The following is an 18,411-nucleotide window of genomic DNA, read 5'->3' on the forward strand; positions in this document are numbered from 1 at the left end:
CCCACCGAGGAGGAACCGTGCAGCCTGTCGCCGAACTCGGTCAGTTGCGCCGCGCCGACCCGAGCAGGTCGTCGCGCGTGGAGCGGTCGCTGCGGGCGCGCGACGGAGGTGTGCTCGACGACGCGGGGTTCCGCGCCTGGCTCGCCGACCGCAGGCGCGCGCAGCGCCAGGAGGTGCGGCGCGTGCCGCTGGCGGCCATGGACCGGTGGGGGTTCGCCCACGAGACCGGCAACCTCGGGCACGTCAGCGGCAGGTTCTTCACCATCGAGGGCATCCACGTCACCACCGACTCGGGTGCCGTCCGCGAGTGGGCGCAGCCGATCATCAACCAGCCGGAGATCGGCATCCTCGGCATCGCCGTGCGCGAGATCGACGGCGTGCTGCACTGCCTGGTGCAGGCCAAGTACGAGCCGGGCAACGTCAACGGCGTGCAGCTGTCGCCGACCGTGCAGGCCACCCGCAGCAACTACATGCGGGTGCACGGCGGCGCGGAGGTGCCGTACCTGTCGCTGTTCCGCGAGGCCGAGCCGTCCCGCGTGCTCGCCGACGTGCTCCAGTCCGAGCAGGGCGCCTGGTTCTACCGCAAGCGCAACCGCAACATGGTCGTGGAGGTCGGCGACGACGTGGAGGCCCGCGAGGACTTCTGCTGGCTCACCCTCGGCCAGCTGCTGGCCCTGCTGGACGAGGACGACCTGGTCGGCATGGACACGCGCACCGTCCTGTCGTGCATCCCCTACGGCGGCGCGGAGGCCGAGGGCCCCACCCCGTTCGCCGAGGCGCTGCGCCGGTCGCGCTCCGCCGAGGAGGGCGGCCTGCACACCACCACCGAGGTGCTGAGCTGGATCACCGGCATGCACGCCCGGCACGAGCTGCACGCGCGCCGCATCCCGCTGTGCACGGTGGGGGACTGGAAGCGCACCGACTACGAGATCGCGCACGTGGAGGGCCGCTACTTCAAGGTCGTCGCGGTCGACGTGCTGGCCAACAGCCGCGAGGTGTCGTCCTGGCGGCAGCCGCTGCTCGAACCGGTCGGCACCGGCGTCGCGGCGCTGCTCGTGCGCGAGTTCCACGGCGTGCTGCACGTGCTGGTCAACGCGCACGTCGAACCCGGCTACCTGGACACGGTGGAACTCGCGCCGACCGTGCAGGCCACCCCGGAGAACTACGCCCACCTGCCCGCCGAGCACCAGCCGCGCTTCCTCGACCTGGTGCTCGCACCGGACCCGGCGAAGGTCCGCTTCGACACCGTGCTGTCCGAGGAGGGCGGCCGGTTCCTGCACGCCCGCACCCGCTACCTGGTCGTGGAGGACGACTCGGTGCCCGCGCAGGCGCCACCCGGGTTCCACTGGCTGACCGTGCACCAGCTCGCGGACCTGCTCCAGCACAGCCACTACGTCAACGTGCAGGCCAGGACGCTGTTCGCGTGCCTGCTGGCCGCCTGAAAGGGGAACCGGTGTCCGGAGCCGCCCGAAACGGGACCACCCAGTACGTCTGGGGTTACCTGCGTGAGTACGAGGCCGAGCGGGACGACGTCCTCGCCGCCGTGGACGCCGTGTTCGGCTCCGGGCAGCTCGTCCTGGGACCGGCGGTCGCCGGGTTCGAGGAGGCGTTCGCCGCCTGGCACGGCGTCGCGCACTGCGTCGGCGTCGACAACGGCACCAACGCGCTCGTGCTCGGCCTGCGCGCGCTCGGCATCGGCGCGGGCGACGAGGTGATCACCGTGTCGAACACCGCCGCGCCCACCGTGGTCGCCATCGACCAGGTCGGCGCGACGCCGGTGTTCGTGGACGTCCACGAGGACACGTACCTGATGGACGTGGGCCAGGTCGAGGCGGCCATCACGCCGCGCACCCGCGCGCTGCTGCCCGTGCACCTGTACGGCCAGTGCGTCGACCTGGAGGCGTTGACCGCCGTCGCGGACCGGCACGGCCTGCCGATCCTGGAGGACTGCGCCCAGGCGCACGGCGCACGGCGCAACGGGGTCCTCGCGGGCACCACCGGCCGCGCGGCGGCGTTCTCGTTCTACCCCACCAAGGTGCTGGGCGCCTACGGCGACGCGGGGGCCGTGCTCACCTCCGACCCGGAGGTCGACGCGAACCTGCGCCGGCTGCGCTACTACGGCATGGAGAAGGTCTACCACGTCGTCTCCACGCCGGGGTACAACAGCAGGATCGACGAGGTGCAGGCGGCGATCCTGACCCGCAAGCTGACCCGCCTGGACGACTACGTCGCGGGCCGCCGCGCCATCGCCGCCCGCTACGCCGAGGCGCTGGGGGGCACCGGGCTGGTGCTGCCGGCCCTCGCGCCGGGCAATGACCACGTCTACTACGTCTACGTGGTGCGGCACCCGCTGCGGGAGAAGGTCGTGGAGGGGATGCGGGAGCACGGCGTGCAGCTCAACATCAGCTACCCGTGGCCGGTGCACCGGCAGACCGGTTTCGCGCACCTCGGGCTGGGCGAGGGCTCCCTGCCGGTGACCGAGCGGCTGGCCGGGGAGATCTTCTCGCTGCCCATGTACCCCTCGCTGACGGTGGGGGAGCAGGACCACGTGATCGAGTCCCTGCTGGACGTGCTCGACCGCCTCTGAACGACGCGACGACGGGGGTGCCGGGCGGGTGACCGCCCCGGCACCCCCGTTCCGGTGGAAGACACGATTCAGGCGTCGTCGCGGCGCAGCGTCCGCGCGCCCCACCACACCGACACCGCCGCCATCACGACCAGCAGCACCATCCCGGTGGACAGCGCGGAGAACGTGAGGTCACCGCGGAACCCGGCCCGGCCCGCGTCCACCACGTGCGTGAGCGGGTTGAGCCGGGAGATGGTGTAGAGCCACTGCGGCGCGAGGCCGGTGGTGATGGGGATGAGCATGCCGGAGAGCAGCAGCAGCGGCATCAGCACCGTGTTGATCAGCCCGAGGAACGCCTCCTCGTTGCGCAGCACCAGGGCCAGCGCCTGGGACGCGGACGCCAGCGTCACCGACAGCAGCGCCGCGACCAGCAGGACCATCGCGACGCCGACCGGCGTGACGGTCAGGTCGAACAGCAGCGCCGCGATGCCGATGATCAGCAGCGACTGCACGACGGTGTGCACCGTGTTGGTCAGCGTCCGGCCCAGCAGCAGCGCGACCGCGCTCGCCGGGGTGACGCGCAGCCGCTCCAGCAGGCCGCTCTGCCGGTCCGACAGCAGCGCGAACCCGGCGAACGACGCGCTGAACAACGCGAGCTGGATGATCAGGGCCGGGGTGAACACGGTCCAGCTGTCTCCCGGCGGGAAACCGGGCACCGCCTCGACCATCCTCTCCATCAGCGGCCCGAACAGCAGCAGGAAGAACAGCGGCTGCGTCATCGCCACGGCCATCAGGCCCGGGTTCCGCAGCGACGGCAGCAGTTCCATGCGGAACAGCAGCCCGGTGTCACGCAACACTGTCGACCTCCTCGCCGGCCGGTGTCGCCTCGCCCGCCTCGCGCAGGGCGCGGCCGGTGAGGTCGAGGAACACGTCGTCGAGCGTGGGCCGGCGCATCTGCACGGACCGCAGCGGCACGCTCGCCGCGTCCAGCGCCCGAAGCACGGTCGGCAACGCGGTCCCGCCGTCGCGGACCCGGCAGCGCACGCCGTCCGGTCCGATGTGGACCTCGCCCACGCCGGGCAGCGCCTCCAGGCAGCGCACCGCGTCCTCCACCCGCTCCACGTCGAGCAGCAGGGCGTCGCCGCCGAGGGCGCGCTTGAGCTCGTCGGGCGACCCGGAGGCCACCACCCGGCCCCGGTCGACCACGAGCACGCGGTCGGCCAGCGAGTCGGCCTCGTCCAGGTAGTGCGTGGTCACCACGACGGTGATGCCGCGCTCCTCGCGCAGCCGCCGGATGTGCTGCCACAGGTTCGCCCGGCTCTGCGGGTCCAGGCTCGTGGTGGGCTCGTCCAGGAACACCAGCCGCGGCTCGTGGATCAGGCCGAGCGCCAGGTCCAGGCGGCGGCGCTGCCCGCCGGACAGCGTCCTGCTCACCCGCCCGCCCAGGCCGTTGAGGTCCAGTTCGGCGGCCAGGCGTTCCGCGCGGCGCTTCGACTCGGCCTTGGACAGGCCGTGGATGCGGCCCTGGAGCACCAGGTCCTCCAGCACCCGGCAGTCGGGGGCGGCCCCGCCGTGCTGGGCGACGTAGCCGATCCGGCGGCGCACCCCGTTCGGGTCCGCGACCAGGTCGCACCCGGCGACCCGCGCCGTGCCGGCGCTCGGGCGCAGCAGGGTCGTGAGCATCCGCAGGGTCGTGGTCTTGCCCGCGCCGTTGGGGCCGAGCAGGGCGACGATCTCCCCGGCGGCCACGTCGAGGTCCACGCCGCGCACCGCCCGCACGACCCCGCGCCGCGTGGTGTAGCTGCGGGCCAACCCGCGCGCGGTGATCACCGCACCGCCACCGTCATCAGCTCGGGCGCGTACAGGGCCATCGTCGCCGGCGGCGGCTGCGGCGCGGGCAGCAGGTGCAGGCGCTGTCCGTCGTCGGAGGCGTCCGCCGTGATCCCGTCCAGGCACGGGCAGGGGTCGTCGGTGTAGCCGGAGAACCGGTAGGCCACCTCCATCACCCGGTTGCGCCCGGTGCGGCGGAAGTCGGCGGCCAGGTGCACGCCCGCCCGGTAGGCCTGGTCCGCCAGCCACGTCAGGATCACCGCGCCCGCCCCGAACGCGACCACCCGGCACGAGGTGGCGAGCAGCTTGAGCCGCCACACCCGGTCGTGCTTCTCGACGAGCAGCACGCCGATCGCGCCGTGCGCGCCGAACCGGTCGTCCATCGTGGCCACCAGCACCTCGTGCGCCGGGTCGTCGAGCAGTTCGCGCAGCACCGCGTCGGGGTAGTGGATGCCGGTGGCGTTCATCTGGCTGGTGCGCAGGGTCAGCTCGGCGACGCGGGTCAGGTCCTCCGGCCCGGCCCGGCGGATGCCCATGCGCATCTCCAGCGAGCGCAGGAAGTCCTGGTCCGCCCCGGCGAACTCCTCCTTGGCGCGGGTCCGCCGCCGCCCGGCCTGGTACATGGCGCGGCGGCGGCGGGAGTCCTCCGTGACCGCCTCGGGCGTGAAGTCGGGCAGGTCGAGCAGGCCCGGCACGTCCTCGTGGGTGAAGCAGCGCACCTCGGGCAGGTGGTGGGCGACCTCGGCGCGCTCGGCGGGCTGGTCGTCCACGAACGCGATCGTGCCGAGCGCGAAACCCAGCTCGTCCGCGATCCCCCGCACCGCGGCCGACTTCGGCCCCCACCCGATGCGGGCCACCACGAAGTACTCGGCCACGCCGAGCGCTTCCAGCCGGGCCCACGCGTGGTCGTGGTCGTTGCGGCTGGCCACGGCCTGGAGCACCCCGCGCTCGTCGAGGGCGGTGACGGTGCGCAGCACGTCGTCGCGCAGCGCACCCCCGCCGTCCTCCAGGAGGGTGCCCTGCCACAGCGTGTTGTCCAGGTCCCACACCAGGCACTTGACCAGCGCGGTCGATCGGTCCACCGGAGTCCTCCCGGGACGGTCAGCGCGCCGCGGCTACGGCGTGGCGCGCGAGGATGAGCTGGCAGATCTCGCTGGTGCCCTCGATGATCTCCATGAGCTTGGCGTCGCGGTGCGCCCGCGCCACCGGGTGCCCGTCGCGGGCCGCCGCGGAGCCGAGGACCTGCACGGCCGACGCGGCGCCGCGCGCGGCGAGGGTCGCGGCGGTGTGCTTGGCCAGCACCGCGGCCACGACCTGGTCGGGGGAGCGGGCGTCCACCGCGTCGGCGGCGTGCTCGCAGGCGTGCGTCGCCGACCGCTCGGCCACCAGCAGCTCGGCCAGGTGCCGGGCGACCAGCTGGTGCTCGGCCAGCGGCACGCCGAACTGCTCCCGGGTCGCCGCGTGCCGGGACGCCTCGCTCAGGCAGGAGCGCAGGATGCCCACGCAGCCCCACGCCACGGACATGCGCCCGTGCTGGAGGGCGGCCGTGACGAGCAGCGGCAGCGGTTGCCCGCCACCGCCCAGCACGGCCGAGGCGGGCAGCCGCACGCCGTCCAGGTGCACGTCGGCGTGCCCGGCGGCCCGGCACCCGCTGGGCGCGACCACCGGCGTGACCAGCACGCCCGGTGCGTCGGCGGGCACCACGACCGCCGCCGCGCCGTCGTCCTGGCGGGCGACCACGACGACCAGGTCGGCGTAGGCGGCGGCGGTGATCCACGTCTTGTGGCCGGTGAGCACGACCCAGTCGCCGTCGCGGCGCACCTCGGTGGTCATCGCGGACAGGTCGCTGCCCGCGCCCGGCTCGCTGAACGCGGCGGCGGCGAGCGCGCCCGACGTGAGCCGGGTGAGGTGCTCGTGCCGCTGGGCGGCGTCGCCCAGGCGGGCGATGGTGCCCGCTGCCATGGACTGCGAGGTCAGCACGCTGCGCACGGAGCCGCACCGGCTGCCCAGGTGGGCGGTGAACTCGCCGGTCCACCGGCTGTCCCGGCCGAGCCCGCCGTACCGCGCGTCCACCTGCGGGCACAGCAACCCGGCCGCGCCGAGCCGGCGCAGCACCCCGTCCGGCACCGCGCCCGCGAGGTCCCAGCCGCCCGCCTCGGCGGCGACCAGGTCGTCCACCAGCGCGCGCGGGTCCGCCGGCTCAGGCACCGGCCCGCAGCCGGGTGACCAGCTCCGTCATCCGGTCGACCGTGCGGAAGTTGTCCAGGCGCAGGTCGGCACCGGTGATCGCGACGTCGAAGGTCTGCTCGACGTGCACGATCAGCTCCATGGCGAAGATCGACGACACCAGTCCCGAGGCGAACAGGTCCTGGTCCGCCGGCACGTCGACCTTGGTGCGCTCCCGGAGGAACGCGCTGATGGGACCGGCGATGTCCGCCGAGGTGAGTTCGACCGTCACGACAAGACCTTTCCGTAGTCGTAGAAGCCCTGGCCGCTCTTGCGCCCCAGGTGGCCCGCGGCGACCTTGGCCAGCAGCAGTTCGCACGGCGCGTGCGAGGTGATCCCGGTGCGGTCGGCCAGCGCGCGCAGGGCGTCGGCGAGGTTGTCCAGGCCGATGAGGTCCGCGGTGAGCAGGGGGCCGGTGGGGTGGCCCAGGCAGCCGCGCATCAGCTCGTCGACCTGCTCGGCGGTCGCGGTGCCCTCCTGCACGACCCGCGCCGCGTCGTTGATCATCGGGTGCAGCAGCCGGCTGGTGACGAAGCCGGGCGCGTCGCGGACCACGACCGACTTGCGGCCCAGGCGTTCCAGCAGCGCGAGCACGGCGGCCAGGGCGTGCTCGCCGGTGCGGTCGCCGCGCACCACCTCGGCGGTGCCGATGAGCCAGGTGGGGTTCATGAAGTGCACGCCGACCAGGTCGGCCGGGTCGGTGACGGCCTCCGCCAGCTCGTCGATCGGGATGCCGGAGGTGTTGGACACCAGCGGCGTGCCCGGCGGCACGACCCCGCACAGCTCGGCCAGCAGCGTCGCCTTGGCGCGCTCGTCCTCGGTGATCGCCTCGACGACCAGCTCGGCGCCCGCGGCGGCCGACGGGTCGGTGGCGGTGGTCAGCCCGGCCGGCTCGACGTCGGGGAAGGAACCCATGAGCGCGCCGTGGCGCAGGTGCCCGCGCACGCGCGCCGCGGCGTCGTCCACCGTGGACCGGTCGAGGTCGACGAGGGTCACCGGCACGCCGTGCCCGAGCGCCAGCGCCGCGATGCCGGACCCCATCGTGCCCGCCCCGAAGATCGCGATCACGCGGCGGTCCCGGTGCTCGCCAGGTACTTCTCCACCACGTCGGCGGCGGCGGCCAGGCCCGTCTCGCCCGCCATCGCCTCGCCCAGCGCGGCCGAGCGCTCGCGCATCCGGTCGTCGGCGACCGACTCGGCGACCGCGGCGACCAGGCCGTCGCGGGTGAGGCGGTGCAGCGGCAGGGGAGCGGGGCTCACGCCCAGGCCGTGCATCCGCCTCGCCCAGAACGGGTTGTCGAACACCGCCGGCACCGTGACCTGCGGGATGCCCGCCCGCAGCGCCGAGCCGGCCGTGCCGCAGCCGCCGTGGTGCACCACCGCCGCGCAGCGCGGCATCAACCAGCCGTAGTCGACCTCGGTCGCCCGGAACGCGTCGTCGGGCAGCTCGCGGTCGCCGCCGCCGACCACCACCAGCGGCCTGCCCGCGCCGCGGGCCGCGTCGACCGCCCAGTCCACGGTGCGGTCGGCGTCGTGCACCGGCCACGTGCTGCCCAGCGTGAGCAGGACGGGCGGGGCCTGCGCGACGAAGGCGGCCAGGTCGGCCGGCGGGTTCCACCACTCGCGGTCGTGGAACCAGTAGCCGGTGATGTGCGCCTGGTCCGGCCAGTCCGCCGGGCGCGGCACCACGACGTCGCTGAACGGGTACAGCAGCGGCCGGTCGCGGCCGATCTCGCCGAACCGCGACTTGCCCTTCAGGGCCGCGCCGCCGACGCGCTCCACGTACTTGTTGGCCATCCAGCACATCGACGTCCACTGGAAGGTGTCGAAGAACCGGTGCGTGAGCCGGTTGTAGCCGCCGCCCCACGGGCGCGGCTTCGCCTGGTAGGCGGGGAAGTCCCGGGTGGCGGTCATGGGGATCCAGGACACCGAGCACCACGGCCGGTCGGGGTCGGTGAACCCGGCGATGTGCGTCAGCGGGGCCGTCACCACGAGGTCCGCGTCCGCGCTCGCGGCGCGCATGCCCTCGAACATCGCCACCACCTCGTCGTCGGTGGGCGGCTGCACGGACCGCACGGTGCGCACGAACGACGGTCCCTTGCGGATCGCGGCGTTCATGCCCGGCTGGCTGAACAGGTCCTCGCGCATGCCCGGCGGCGGCTCGACGGCCCGGAAGTCGAGGCCGGCGTCCTCGACCAGGCCGCGGAACGACGGCGCGGTGCCGATCCGCACGTCGTGGCCGCGCCCGCGCAGGGTCCGGCCGAGGGCGACCAGCGGCTGCACGTCACCGCGGGTGCCGAACGTCAGCATCGTGATCCTCATGGGCACCTTCGCCTGGGTTGGGTGTGCCTGGACTGCCGAGCGTGACGATAGGGGCGCATGTCTGGGGAAAGCCCCAGAAAGGCGTGCCCCGCACCGGCGGCCCGGCGGCGAGACTGGGGAGGGCATCGACGACCCATCGCGACCGTCGGCCCGGCCGGGTCTGCTGTCGCCGCGCGCACCAGCGGGAGCCAGTCGTGACCCCAGCACCAGCACCCACCCCGGACCGCGCCCGCACCGCAGTCGCGGTGATCGGCCTGTCGTGCAGGCTGCCCTCGGCGCCCGACCCCGAGGCGTTCTGGCGGCTGCTGCGCTCCGGGACCGACGCCGTCGCCACCGTGCCCGGTCGCGGCACCGGCGGGTTCCTGTCCGCCGTGGACGCCTTCGACGCGGCGTTCTTCGGCATCTCGCCGCGCGAGGCGCGCGCGATGGACCCGCAGCACCGGCTGGCGCTGGAACTGGGCTGGGAGGCCCTGGAGCACGCGGGCGTGCCCGCCGACGCGCTGCGCGGCACGGACACGGCGGTCTTCCTCGGCGCGATGGCCGACGACTACGCCGTGCTCACCCGCACCGCTGGCGAGATCGGCCCGCACACCCTGACCGGTCTGCACCGGGCGTCCGCCGCGACCCGCCTGTCCCACCTGCTCGGGCTGCGCGGCCCCAGCATGGTCGTCGACACCGGCCAGTCCTCGTCGCTGGTCGCCGTGCACCTGGCGGCGGAGAGCCTCCGGCGCGGCGAGTCGGTGCTGGCGCTGGCCGGCGGCGTGCAGCTCAACCTCGCCCCCGACGGCACCGAGGTCGTCGAGCGGTTCGGCGCGCTGTCGCCCGACCACCGCTGCCACACCTTCGACGCCCGCGCCAACGGCTACGTGCGCGGTGAGGGCGGTGGCGTCGTGGTGCTGAAGATGCTGTCCGCCGCGCTGGCCGACGGCGACGACGTGCTGGCCGTCATCGAGGGCTCGGCGGTGAACAACGACGGTCCGGCCGAGGGGCTGACGGTGCCGAGCGCGCGGGCCCAGGCCGAGCTGGCCCGGCTGGCGTGCCGGCGCGCCGGGGTCGACCCGGCGCAGGTCGGTCACGTGGAGCTGCACGGCACCGGCACGCCGGTCGGCGACCCGGTGGAGGCCGCGGCCCTCGGCGAGGTGTACGGGCGCGCACGGGGCGGCGGACCGCTGCTGGTGGGGTCTGCCAAGACGAACGTGGGTCACCTGGAGGGCGCGGCGGGGGTCACCGGCCTGCTCAAGACGGTGCTCGGGCTGCGGCACGGGGTCGTGCCGCCGAGCCTGCACTTCGCCGAGCCCAACCCGGACATCCGGTTCGACGAGTGGAACCTGGAGGTGGCGACCTCGGCCGTGCCGTGGCCCGCGGCGTCCGACGGCCGACTGCTGGCGGGGGTGTCGTCGTTCGGCGTGTCGGGCACGAACTGCCACCTGGTGCTCTCCGCCGCGCCGCGCGGCGAGCAGGCGGAGGGCGAGTCGGCGGAGGGGAAGTCGGCGGAGGGGAAGTCGGCGGACGCGCCGTTCTGGTTGCTCAGCGCGCGCGACCCGGAGGCGTTGCGGGCGCAGGCGGCGCGGTTGCTGCCGCACGTGGCGTCGCTGTCGCCCGCCGACGTCGGGCACACGCTGGCCACCCGCCGGGCCCTGCTGCCGCACCGGGCCGCCGTGCTGGGCCCCGACCTGGCGGCCGGTCTGGCGGCGATCGCGTCCGGTGGACCCGCCGAGGGGGTCGTGCGCGGTGCGGCGGTGGCCGGCGGTCCGGTGTTCGTGTTCCCCGGCCAGGGGTCGCAGTGGGCGGGCATGGGGCACGAGCTGCTGGCCTCGTCGCCCGCGTTCGCCGAGGAGCTGACCCGGTGCGACGCGGCGCTGTCGAAGTTCGTGGACTTCTCCGTCGCCGCCGTGCTGCGGGAGGACGACGGCGCGCCCCCGCTGGGCCGGGTGGACGTCGTGCAGCCCGTGCTGTGGGCGGTGATGGTGTCGCTGGCGGCGGTGTGGCGGTCCTACGGGGTGGAACCCGCCGCGGTCGTCGGGCACTCGCAGGGCGAGGTGGCCGCCGCGTGCGTCGCCGGCGCGCTGTCCCTGGAGGACGGCGCGCGGGTCGTGGCGCTGCGCAGCGCGCTGATCGCGGGGACGCTGGCCGGCGACGGCGGGATGGTGTCCGTCGCGCTGCCCGAGGACGAGGTGCGGGCGGGGCTCGCGCCGTGGGCCGGGCGGCTGGGGGTCGCGGCGGTCAACGGACCGGAGTCCGTCGTGGTGACCGGCGAGGCCGGGGCGGTGGACGAGTTCGTCGAGCGGTGGCGGTCCACCGGGCGGGTGCGCCGGGTGGACGTGGACTACGCGTCGCACTCGCCGATGGTCGAGCGGCTGCACGCCCGGCTGGTCGAGCTGCTGGCCCCGGTGCGCCCCCGGGCGTCGCGCGTGCCGTTCTACTCCGCGGTGACCGGCGGCGAGCTGGGCACCGCCGCCCTGGACGCCCGGTACTGGTACCGCAACCTGCGGCAACCGGTCGCGTTCCGGGCGGTCGTGGACGCCCTGCTCGACGCGGGCCACGGCCTGTTCGTCGAGGTCAGCCCGCACCCGGTGCTGACGGGCGGCGTGCGCGACACGGCGGGTGACCGGCCGGTGGCGGCGATCGGCACGCTGCGGCGCGGAGAGGGCGGCACGCGGCGGGTCCTGGCGTCGGTGGCCGAACTGGTCGCGCACGGCGGGCCGGTCGACTTCGAGGTCCTCTACCCCGGTGGCGGGCGCGTTCCGCTGCCCACCTACCCGTTCCAGCGGGAGCGGCACTGGATCGGCGAGCACTGGCTCGGCGAGCACGCCGAGCCGGTCGCGGCGACGCCCGGGCGCTTCGAGCCCGCGGCGGCGCTGCGGACCGTGCGCGCCGAGTGCGCGGTGGTGCTCGGGCTGCGCGACGCGGACCGGGTGCTCGTCGACGAACCCCTGCGGGCACAGGGCTTCGACTCCACGATGGTGGTCGAGCTGGCGGCCCGGTTGCGCGCGGCGACCGGCGTCGCGGTGACGGCCTCGGTGGTCTACGACCACCCGACACCCCGTCGGCTCGCCGCGCACCTGACCGCGACGGCCGGCCCGGCCGGTGACGTCGCCGCGCCCACCGGGAGCACCGCGACCGGGGCCACCGGGGTCGGGGCCACCGGGGTCGGGGCCACCGGGGTCGGGGCCACCGAGGTCGGGGCCACCGGGGTCGGGGCCGGGGCGGACGAGCCGATCGCGATCGTCGGCATGGCGTGCCGGCTGCCCGGCGGCGCGGACTCGCCCGAGGCGCTGTGGCGACTCGTCGCCGACGGCGTGGACGCCGTGTCCCCGATGCCCGCCGACCGGGGCTGGAGCCCGGCCGTGACGGGCACGGGCCGGTCCGGCGGCTTCCTCGCCGACGTGGCCGGGTTCGACGCGGGCTTCTTCGGCATCTCGCCGCGCGAGGCGTCGGCCATGGACCCGCAGCAGCGGCTCGCCCTCGAAGTCGCCTGGGAGGCCGTCGAGCGGGCCCGGCTCGCGCCGACCGCGCTGCGCGGCACGCGCACCGGCGTGTTCCTCGGCTCGATGGCGCAGGACTACGGACCGCCGCTGCACCGCACGTCCGGGGGGACGGAGGGCTTCGCGCTCACCGGCACCACCCCGAGCGTGCTGTCCGGCCGCATCGCCTACGTGCTCGGCCTGGCCGGGCCCGCGCTGACCGTCGACACGGCGTGCTCGTCGTCCCTGGTCGCGCTGCACCTCGCCGCCCAGGCGCTGCGGGCGGGCGACTGCGACCTGGCGCTGGCGGGCGGCGTCACGGTGATGTCCGAGCCCGGCCTGTTCGTGGAGTTCGCCAAGCAGGACGGGCTGTCGCCGGACGGCCGGTGCAAGGCGTTCGCCGAGGCCGCCGACGGCACCGGGTGGGCCGAGGGCGTCGGCGTGCTGGTGGTCGCGCGGCTGTCCGAGGCCCGCCGGCGCGACCTGCCGGTGCTGGCGGTGCTGCGCGGGAGCGCGGTGAACTCCGACGGCGCGTCCAACGGCCTCACCGCCCCCAGCGGCGCTGCGCAGCGCGAGGTGATCGGCGCGGCCCTCCGCCGGGCCGGGCTCACCCCGGCGGACGTGGACGTCGTCGAGGCGCACGGCACGGGCACCCGGCTCGGCGACCCGATCGAGGCGGGCGCGCTGCTCGCCGCCTACGGTCGGGACCGGCCGTCGCCGCTGCTGGTGGGCTCGCTCAAGTCGAACCTCGGGCACACCCAGGCCGCGGCGGGCGTGGCCGGGGTGATCAAGCTCGTGCAGGCGATGCGCAACGGCGCCGTGCCCGCGACCCTGCACGTGGACGCGCCGTCGTCCCGGGTGGACTGGGCGGCCGGCTCGGTGGAGCTGGTCACCTCGGCCCGGGAGTGGCCGCGCGGCGACCGGCCCCGGCGAGGCGCGGTGTCCTCGTTCGGCATCAGCGGCACCAACGCGCACGTCGTGCTGGAGGAGGGGGACCGGGACCCCGGGGAACGGGACTCCCGGGAACAGGACCCGGGGGAAACCGGCCGGGTGGTGCTGTGGGTGCTGTCCGCGCGCTCCCCGGAGGCGCTGCGCGACCAGGCCCGACTGCTGTCCGCCGTGGACGGTCGACCGGCCGATGTGGCGGTGTCGCTGGCCACCACGCGCGGCCACCTGGGGCACCGGGCGGCGGTCGTCGCCGAGGACCGCGCGGCCGCGCTGGCGGCGCTGGCGGCGGGCGAGTCGGCCGAGGGCGTGCTGGTGGACACCGCCGTGCCCGCCCCCGCCACCGCGTTCCTGTTCGCCGGGCAGGGCGCGCAGCGGCTCGGCGCGGGAGCCGGACTGGCGCGCGCGCACCCGGTGTTCGCCGACGCGCTGGACGAGGTGTGCGGCCTGCTCGACCCGCACCTGCCCCGCCCGCTGCGGGACGTGCTGTTCGGCGCGGACGCGGCGGCCCTCGACGACACCGGGTTCGCCCAGCCCGCCCTGTTCGCGCTCGGCGTCGCGCTGGCCCGCCTGCTGGGGTCGTGGGGCGTGCGGCCGGACGCCGTGGTCGGCCACTCGGTCGGCGAGGTCGCCGCCGCGCACGTCGCGGGCGTGCTGTCGCTGCCCGACGCCTGCGCCCTGGTCGTCGCCCGGGGCACGCTGATGGCCGCGCTGCCGACCGGCGGCGCGATGGTCGCGGTGCGGGCCGGGGTGGACGACGTGCGGCCGGTCCTGGCGCACGGGGTGGTCGTCGCGGCGGTCAACGGGCCGCGCTCCGTCGTGCTGTCCGGCGACGCCGACGCGGTGGCGCGGGCCGCCGCCGACCTCGCCGCGCGCGGCCACCGCGCCCGCGTGCTGCGGGTCAGCCACGCCTTCCACTCACCGCTCATGGACCCGATGCTCGACCGGTTCCGCGAGGTCGTCGCCGGGCTCACCATGCGCGCGCCGCGCGTGCCGCTCATCTCCACCCTGACCGGCGCGCGCGTCGACGCCACCGACCCCGAGCACTGGGTGCGGCAGGTCCGCGAGCCCGTGCTGTTCACCGACGCCGTCCGCGCCCTGGCCGACCTGGACGTCACGATCGCCCTCGACACCGGCCCGGACGGCTCGCTCGCCGCCATGGCGCAGGAGGCCGTCGAGGGTTCCCGGGGCGACGGCCTGGTGTGCGCGCCGACCCTGCGCACGGGCCGCGACGAGGACCACGCGGTGGCCGAGGCGGTCGCCCGGCTGCACGTCCACGGCGTCGCCGTCGACTGGGCGGCGTTCTGCGCCGGCACCGGCGGGCGCGTGGTCGACCTGCCGACCTACCCGTTCCGGCACGAGCGGTTCTGGTCGTCCGCGCCGGCCGCCGAGGTGTCCACCGTGGGCCTGCGGGTGCCCGGCCACCCGCTGCTCGGCGCGGCCACCGACCTGCCCGGCACCGGGGGCGCGGTGCTCACCGGCCGGCTGTCCGCGCACACCCGACCGTGGCTCGCCGAGCACGTGGTGGGCGGTGCGGTGCTGCTGCCCGGGGCCGCGCTGGCCGAGCTGGCGGTGCGCGCGGCCGACGAGGTGGGCGCGCCCGCCGTGGACGAGCTGACCCTGGAGGCCCCGCTGGTGCTGGCGGACGACCCGGTGACCGTGCAGGTCGTCGTGGACGGGCCGGACGAGGCCGGCCGGCGGGCGCTGTCCTTGCACGGCCGGGTGGGCGAGGACGGGCCGTGGACCCGGCACGCCCGGGGCGTGCTCGCGCCGACCGCCGCGCCCGTGCCGGACCTCGCGGGCGCGTGGCCGCCGCCGGGCGCGCGGCCCGTGCCGCTGGAGGGCTTCTACGAGCGGATGGCCGCCGACGGGTTCGCCTACGGCCCGGCGTTCCGCGGCCTGCGCGCGGCGTGGCGGCGCGGCGACGAGGTGTTCGCCGAGGTGTCCGGCGCGGTCGAGGCGGTCGGGGACGACCGGTTCGCGCTGCACCCCGCCGTGCTCGACGCGGCCCTGCACGCCACCGCCCTGCTCACCGAACCCGCCCGCCTGCCCGGCCTGCCGTTCGCCTGGAGCGGCCTGCGCCTGTGCGCCGCCGGCGCGACCGGGCTGCGCGTGCGGGTCACCGGCGTGGCGCCCGGCGAGGTGGAGCTGGTCCTCGCCGACTCGACGGGGGCGCCGGTCGCGGCCGTGGACCGGCTCGTGCTGCGGCCGGCGCCCACCGGCGCGGCCCGACCGGGCCCGGAGGCGCTGTTCCGGCTCGACTGGACCCCGGCGCCCTCCCGCGCGCTGCCGGTCGGCGCCGTCGTGGTGGGGGAGGACCCGTTCGGCCTGCCGGCCGCCGACCGCTACCCGGATGTCGCCGCGCTGGTCAAGGCCGTCGCGGCGCGCGAGGTCACGCCGGGCCTGGCGCTGCTGCCCGTGTCGGGTGACGAGGTGGTCCGCGTGCTCGACGAGCTGCGGTTGTGGCGCGAGCACGGCCTGCCCTTCCCGCTGGCCGTGGTGACGCGCGGCGCGGTGGCCGTCGAACCCGGCGAATCCGTGCGGGACCCCGACGCCGCCGCCGTGTGGGGGCTGGTGCGCTCGGCGCAGGCCGAGGACCCGGGCCGGCTGCTCCTGGTCGACGTCGACGGCGGCCCGCCCCTGCTGACCGACGAGCCACAGACCGCGGTGCGCTCGGGCGTGGCGAAGGTCGGCCGGCTGGCGCGCTGCCGCCCCGACGACGCGCTCACCCCGCCGGACGGCCCCTGGCGCCTCGACACCACCGCGCCCGGCACGCTGGACGCGCTGGTCCTGCGCGCACTCGACGCCCCCGCGGCCGAACCGGCGCCCGGCGCGGTCCGGGTCGGCGTGCGGGCGGCCGGCGTGAACTTCCGCGACGTGCTCACCGCCCTCGGCCGCTACCCCGGCGAGCCGGGACCGATGGGCATCGAGGGCGCGGGCGTCGTGCTCGCGGTCGGCGCGGGCGTGACCGACCTGGCCGTCGGCGACCGGGTGATGGGCTTGTTCGCGGGCGCGTTCGGCCCCGTCGCCGACACGCACCGCGACCTGCTCGCCCCCGTGCCCGCCGACTGGTCGTGGGTGCGGGCGGCGGCGACGCCGGTCGCCTTCCTCACCGCCCACCACGCGCTCGTCGAGGTCGCGGGCGTGCGGGCCGGGCAGTCCGTGCTGGTGCACGCGGGCGCGGGCGGGGTCGGCATGGCCGCCGTCCAGCTCGCCCGGCACCTCGGCGCGGACGTGTTCGCCACCGCGAGCCCCGGCAAGTGGGGCGCGCTGCGGGCGCTCGGGCTCGCCGACGACCGGATCGCGTCCTCCCGGACCCTGGAGTTCGCGGAGGCGTTCCGCGCCGCCACCGGCGGCCGGGGCGTGGACGTCGTGCTGAACTGCCTCGCCGGCGAGTTCACCGACGCCTCGCTGGACCTGGTCGCGCCCGGCGGGAAGTTCGTCGAGCTGGGCAAGACCGACCCGCGCGACCCGGGCGGCGTGGACCACACCGCGTTCGACCTGCTGGAGCTGCCGCCCGCGCGGATCGCGCCGAAGCTGGCCGAGCTGGGCGACCTGTTCGCCGCCGGGGCGCTCGCGCCGCTGCCCGCCTCGGTGTGGGACGTGCGCCGCGCGCCCGACGCGTTCCGGCACGTCAGCCGCGCCAAGCACGTCGGCAAGGTGGTGCTCACCGTGCCGCGCGCGTGGGACCCGGACGGCGCGGTGCTGATCACCGGCGGGCTCGGCGGGCTCGGGCTCGCCCTGGCCCGGCACCTCGTCACCGACCGCGGCGCCACGCGCCTGGTGCTCGTCGGGCGCGGCGGCGGCGCGGGCCGGGAGGAGGAGCTGGCCGCGCTGCGCGAGCTGGGCGCGGAGGTGACCGCGGCGGCGTGCGACGTGGCCGACCCGGACGCCGTCGCCGACCTCGTCGCGGGCGTCCCGGCGCTCACGGCCGTGGTGCACGCGGCGGGCGTCCTGGACGACGGCCTGCTCGACGCGCTCACCCCGGACCGGCTGGCGGCCGTGCTGCGGCCCAAGGTGGACGGCGCCCGCGCGCTGCGCGAGGCGACCAGGCACCTCGACCTGGCCGCGTTCGTCGCCTACTCGTCCGTCGTCGGCACCCTCGGCGCCGCCGGGCAGGCCGCCTACGCCGCCGCGAACGCCCACCTCGACGCCCTGGTGGACCGGTGGCACGCCGAGGGCCTGCCCGCCCGGTCCCTCGCCTGGGGCCCGTGGACGGCGGAGGCGGGCATGACCGGCGGGCTCGCCGACGCCGACCTCGCCCGCCTTACCCGGCACACCCCGCCGCTGGACGCCGCGCACGGCCTCGCCCTGTTCGACGCGGCGCTGGGGTGGACCGACCCGACCGTCGTCGCGGCCGGGGTCGACGTCGACGCGCTCACCGCCGACGCGCCGGCCGCCCTGCGCGGCCTGGGCCGCACCACCCGGCCCGCCGCCGCCGCGCCCGCCGCCTCCGGCGCGGCCGAGCGGCTCGCCGCGCTGCCGGGACCGGACCGCGCGGACGCCGCGCTCGACCTGGTGCGGCGGGAGGCCGCGCTCGTGCTCGGCCTGCCCGGACCCGAGCGGGTCGCCCCCGACCGGTCCTTCCGGGACACCGGGTTCGACTCGCTCACCGGGCTGGAGCTGCGCAACCGGCTCACCGGGGCGACCGGCGCGCGGCTCGCGCCGACCGCCGTCTTCGACCACCCCACGCCCGCCGCGCTGGCCGGCCTGCTGCTCGCCGAGCTCGGCCTCGCCGAGACCTCGGAGCGGGCCGCGATCCTGGTCGAGCTGGACCGCCTGGACGCCCTGTGCGCGCAGGCCGACCCGGACGCCGAGCTGCACCACCAGGTCGCGCTGCGGCTGGACTCGCTGCGCGGCCGGTGGGGCGGGCCCGCCGTGCGCGACGAGCCGGCCGACTTCGACTTCGACCTGGCCGGCGACGACGAGATCTTCGAGCTGCTGGACAACGAGCTGGGGCTGTCCTAGGCCGCCGCGACTCTAGGGATTTTCCGGCGATCACCCGTCGAGACTGGGCGGACGCGTACCCGTTCGTGTCGCCGTCGACCGTCGAGATGGG

Annotated in this window: 10 protein-coding genes; 3 read left to right on the forward strand and 7 right to left on the reverse strand. The window is 76.3% G+C overall.

Annotated features, from left to right (window positions below):
* Positions 1–17 precede the first annotated feature (17 nt).
* Positions 18–1,442: an NDP-hexose 2,3-dehydratase family protein gene (locus J2S66_RS07585; RefSeq protein WP_310305526.1), complete on the forward strand. Its 1,425-nt coding sequence runs from the start codon at positions 18–20 to the stop codon at positions 1,440–1,442.
* An 11-nt stretch (positions 1,443–1,453) separates the two neighbouring features.
* Entirely contained in the window at positions 1,454–2,587 is a 1,134-nt protein-coding gene (locus tag J2S66_RS07590) for a DegT/DnrJ/EryC1/StrS family aminotransferase (RefSeq protein WP_310305529.1), read from the forward strand.
* A 68-nt stretch (positions 2,588–2,655) separates the two neighbouring features.
* On the opposite strand, the gene J2S66_RS07595 is transcribed toward J2S66_RS07590, so the two are convergent.
* Genes J2S66_RS07595 through J2S66_RS07625 form a run of 7 tightly spaced genes read right to left on the reverse strand, consistent with a single transcriptional unit; the run spans position 2,656 to position 8,943 of the window.
* Entirely contained in the window at positions 2,656–3,423 is a 768-nt protein-coding gene (locus J2S66_RS07595) for an ABC transporter permease (RefSeq protein WP_310305532.1), read from the reverse strand.
* The gene (locus J2S66_RS07600; protein ID WP_310305535.1) at positions 3,413–4,396 is read right to left on the reverse strand and encodes an ATP-binding cassette domain-containing protein; all 984 of its coding nucleotides are present in this window, start codon (positions 4,394–4,396) and stop codon (positions 3,413–3,415) included. The genes J2S66_RS07595 and J2S66_RS07600 overlap by 11 nt, the downstream gene beginning before the upstream one ends.
* Positions 4,393–5,478: an HAD-IIIC family phosphatase gene (locus J2S66_RS07605; RefSeq protein WP_310305538.1), complete on the reverse strand. Its 1,086-nt coding sequence runs from the start codon at positions 5,476–5,478 to the stop codon at positions 4,393–4,395. Before J2S66_RS07605 ends, J2S66_RS07600 begins: the two co-directional genes overlap by 4 nt.
* Before the next feature lie 19 nt (positions 5,479–5,497).
* Positions 5,498–6,604, reverse strand: coding sequence for an acyl-CoA dehydrogenase family protein (locus tag J2S66_RS07610; protein ID WP_310305542.1), 1,107 nt, complete (start codon positions 6,602–6,604; stop codon positions 5,498–5,500).
* Positions 6,597–6,854, reverse strand: a complete 258-nt coding sequence (locus J2S66_RS07615) for an acyl carrier protein (protein ID WP_310305545.1) — start codon at positions 6,852–6,854, stop codon at positions 6,597–6,599. The genes J2S66_RS07610 and J2S66_RS07615 overlap by 8 nt, the downstream gene beginning before the upstream one ends.
* Positions 6,851–7,690 carry a 3-hydroxyacyl-CoA dehydrogenase family protein gene (locus tag J2S66_RS07620; RefSeq protein WP_310305548.1) on the reverse strand — a complete coding sequence of 280 codons (840 nt, stop codon included), beginning with the start codon at positions 7,688–7,690 and terminating at the stop codon, positions 6,851–6,853. The genes J2S66_RS07615 and J2S66_RS07620 overlap by 4 nt, the downstream gene beginning before the upstream one ends.
* Positions 7,687–8,943 (reverse strand): glycosyltransferase, encoded by a 1,257-nt coding sequence (locus J2S66_RS07625; protein WP_310305550.1) that lies wholly within the window; start codon positions 8,941–8,943, stop codon positions 7,687–7,689. Before J2S66_RS07625 ends, J2S66_RS07620 begins: the two co-directional genes overlap by 4 nt.
* 194 nt (positions 8,944–9,137) lie before the next feature.
* Between J2S66_RS07625 and J2S66_RS07630 the strand changes: the two genes are divergently transcribed.
* Entirely contained in the window at positions 9,138–18,320 is a 9,183-nt protein-coding gene (locus J2S66_RS07630; RefSeq protein WP_310305553.1) for an SDR family NAD(P)-dependent oxidoreductase, read from the forward strand.
* Positions 18,321–18,411 lie beyond the last annotated feature (91 nt).

It is taken from the genome of Saccharothrix longispora, from assembly GCF_031455225.1.
Taxonomy (GTDB): domain Bacteria; phylum Actinomycetota; class Actinomycetes; order Mycobacteriales; family Pseudonocardiaceae; genus Actinosynnema; species Actinosynnema longispora.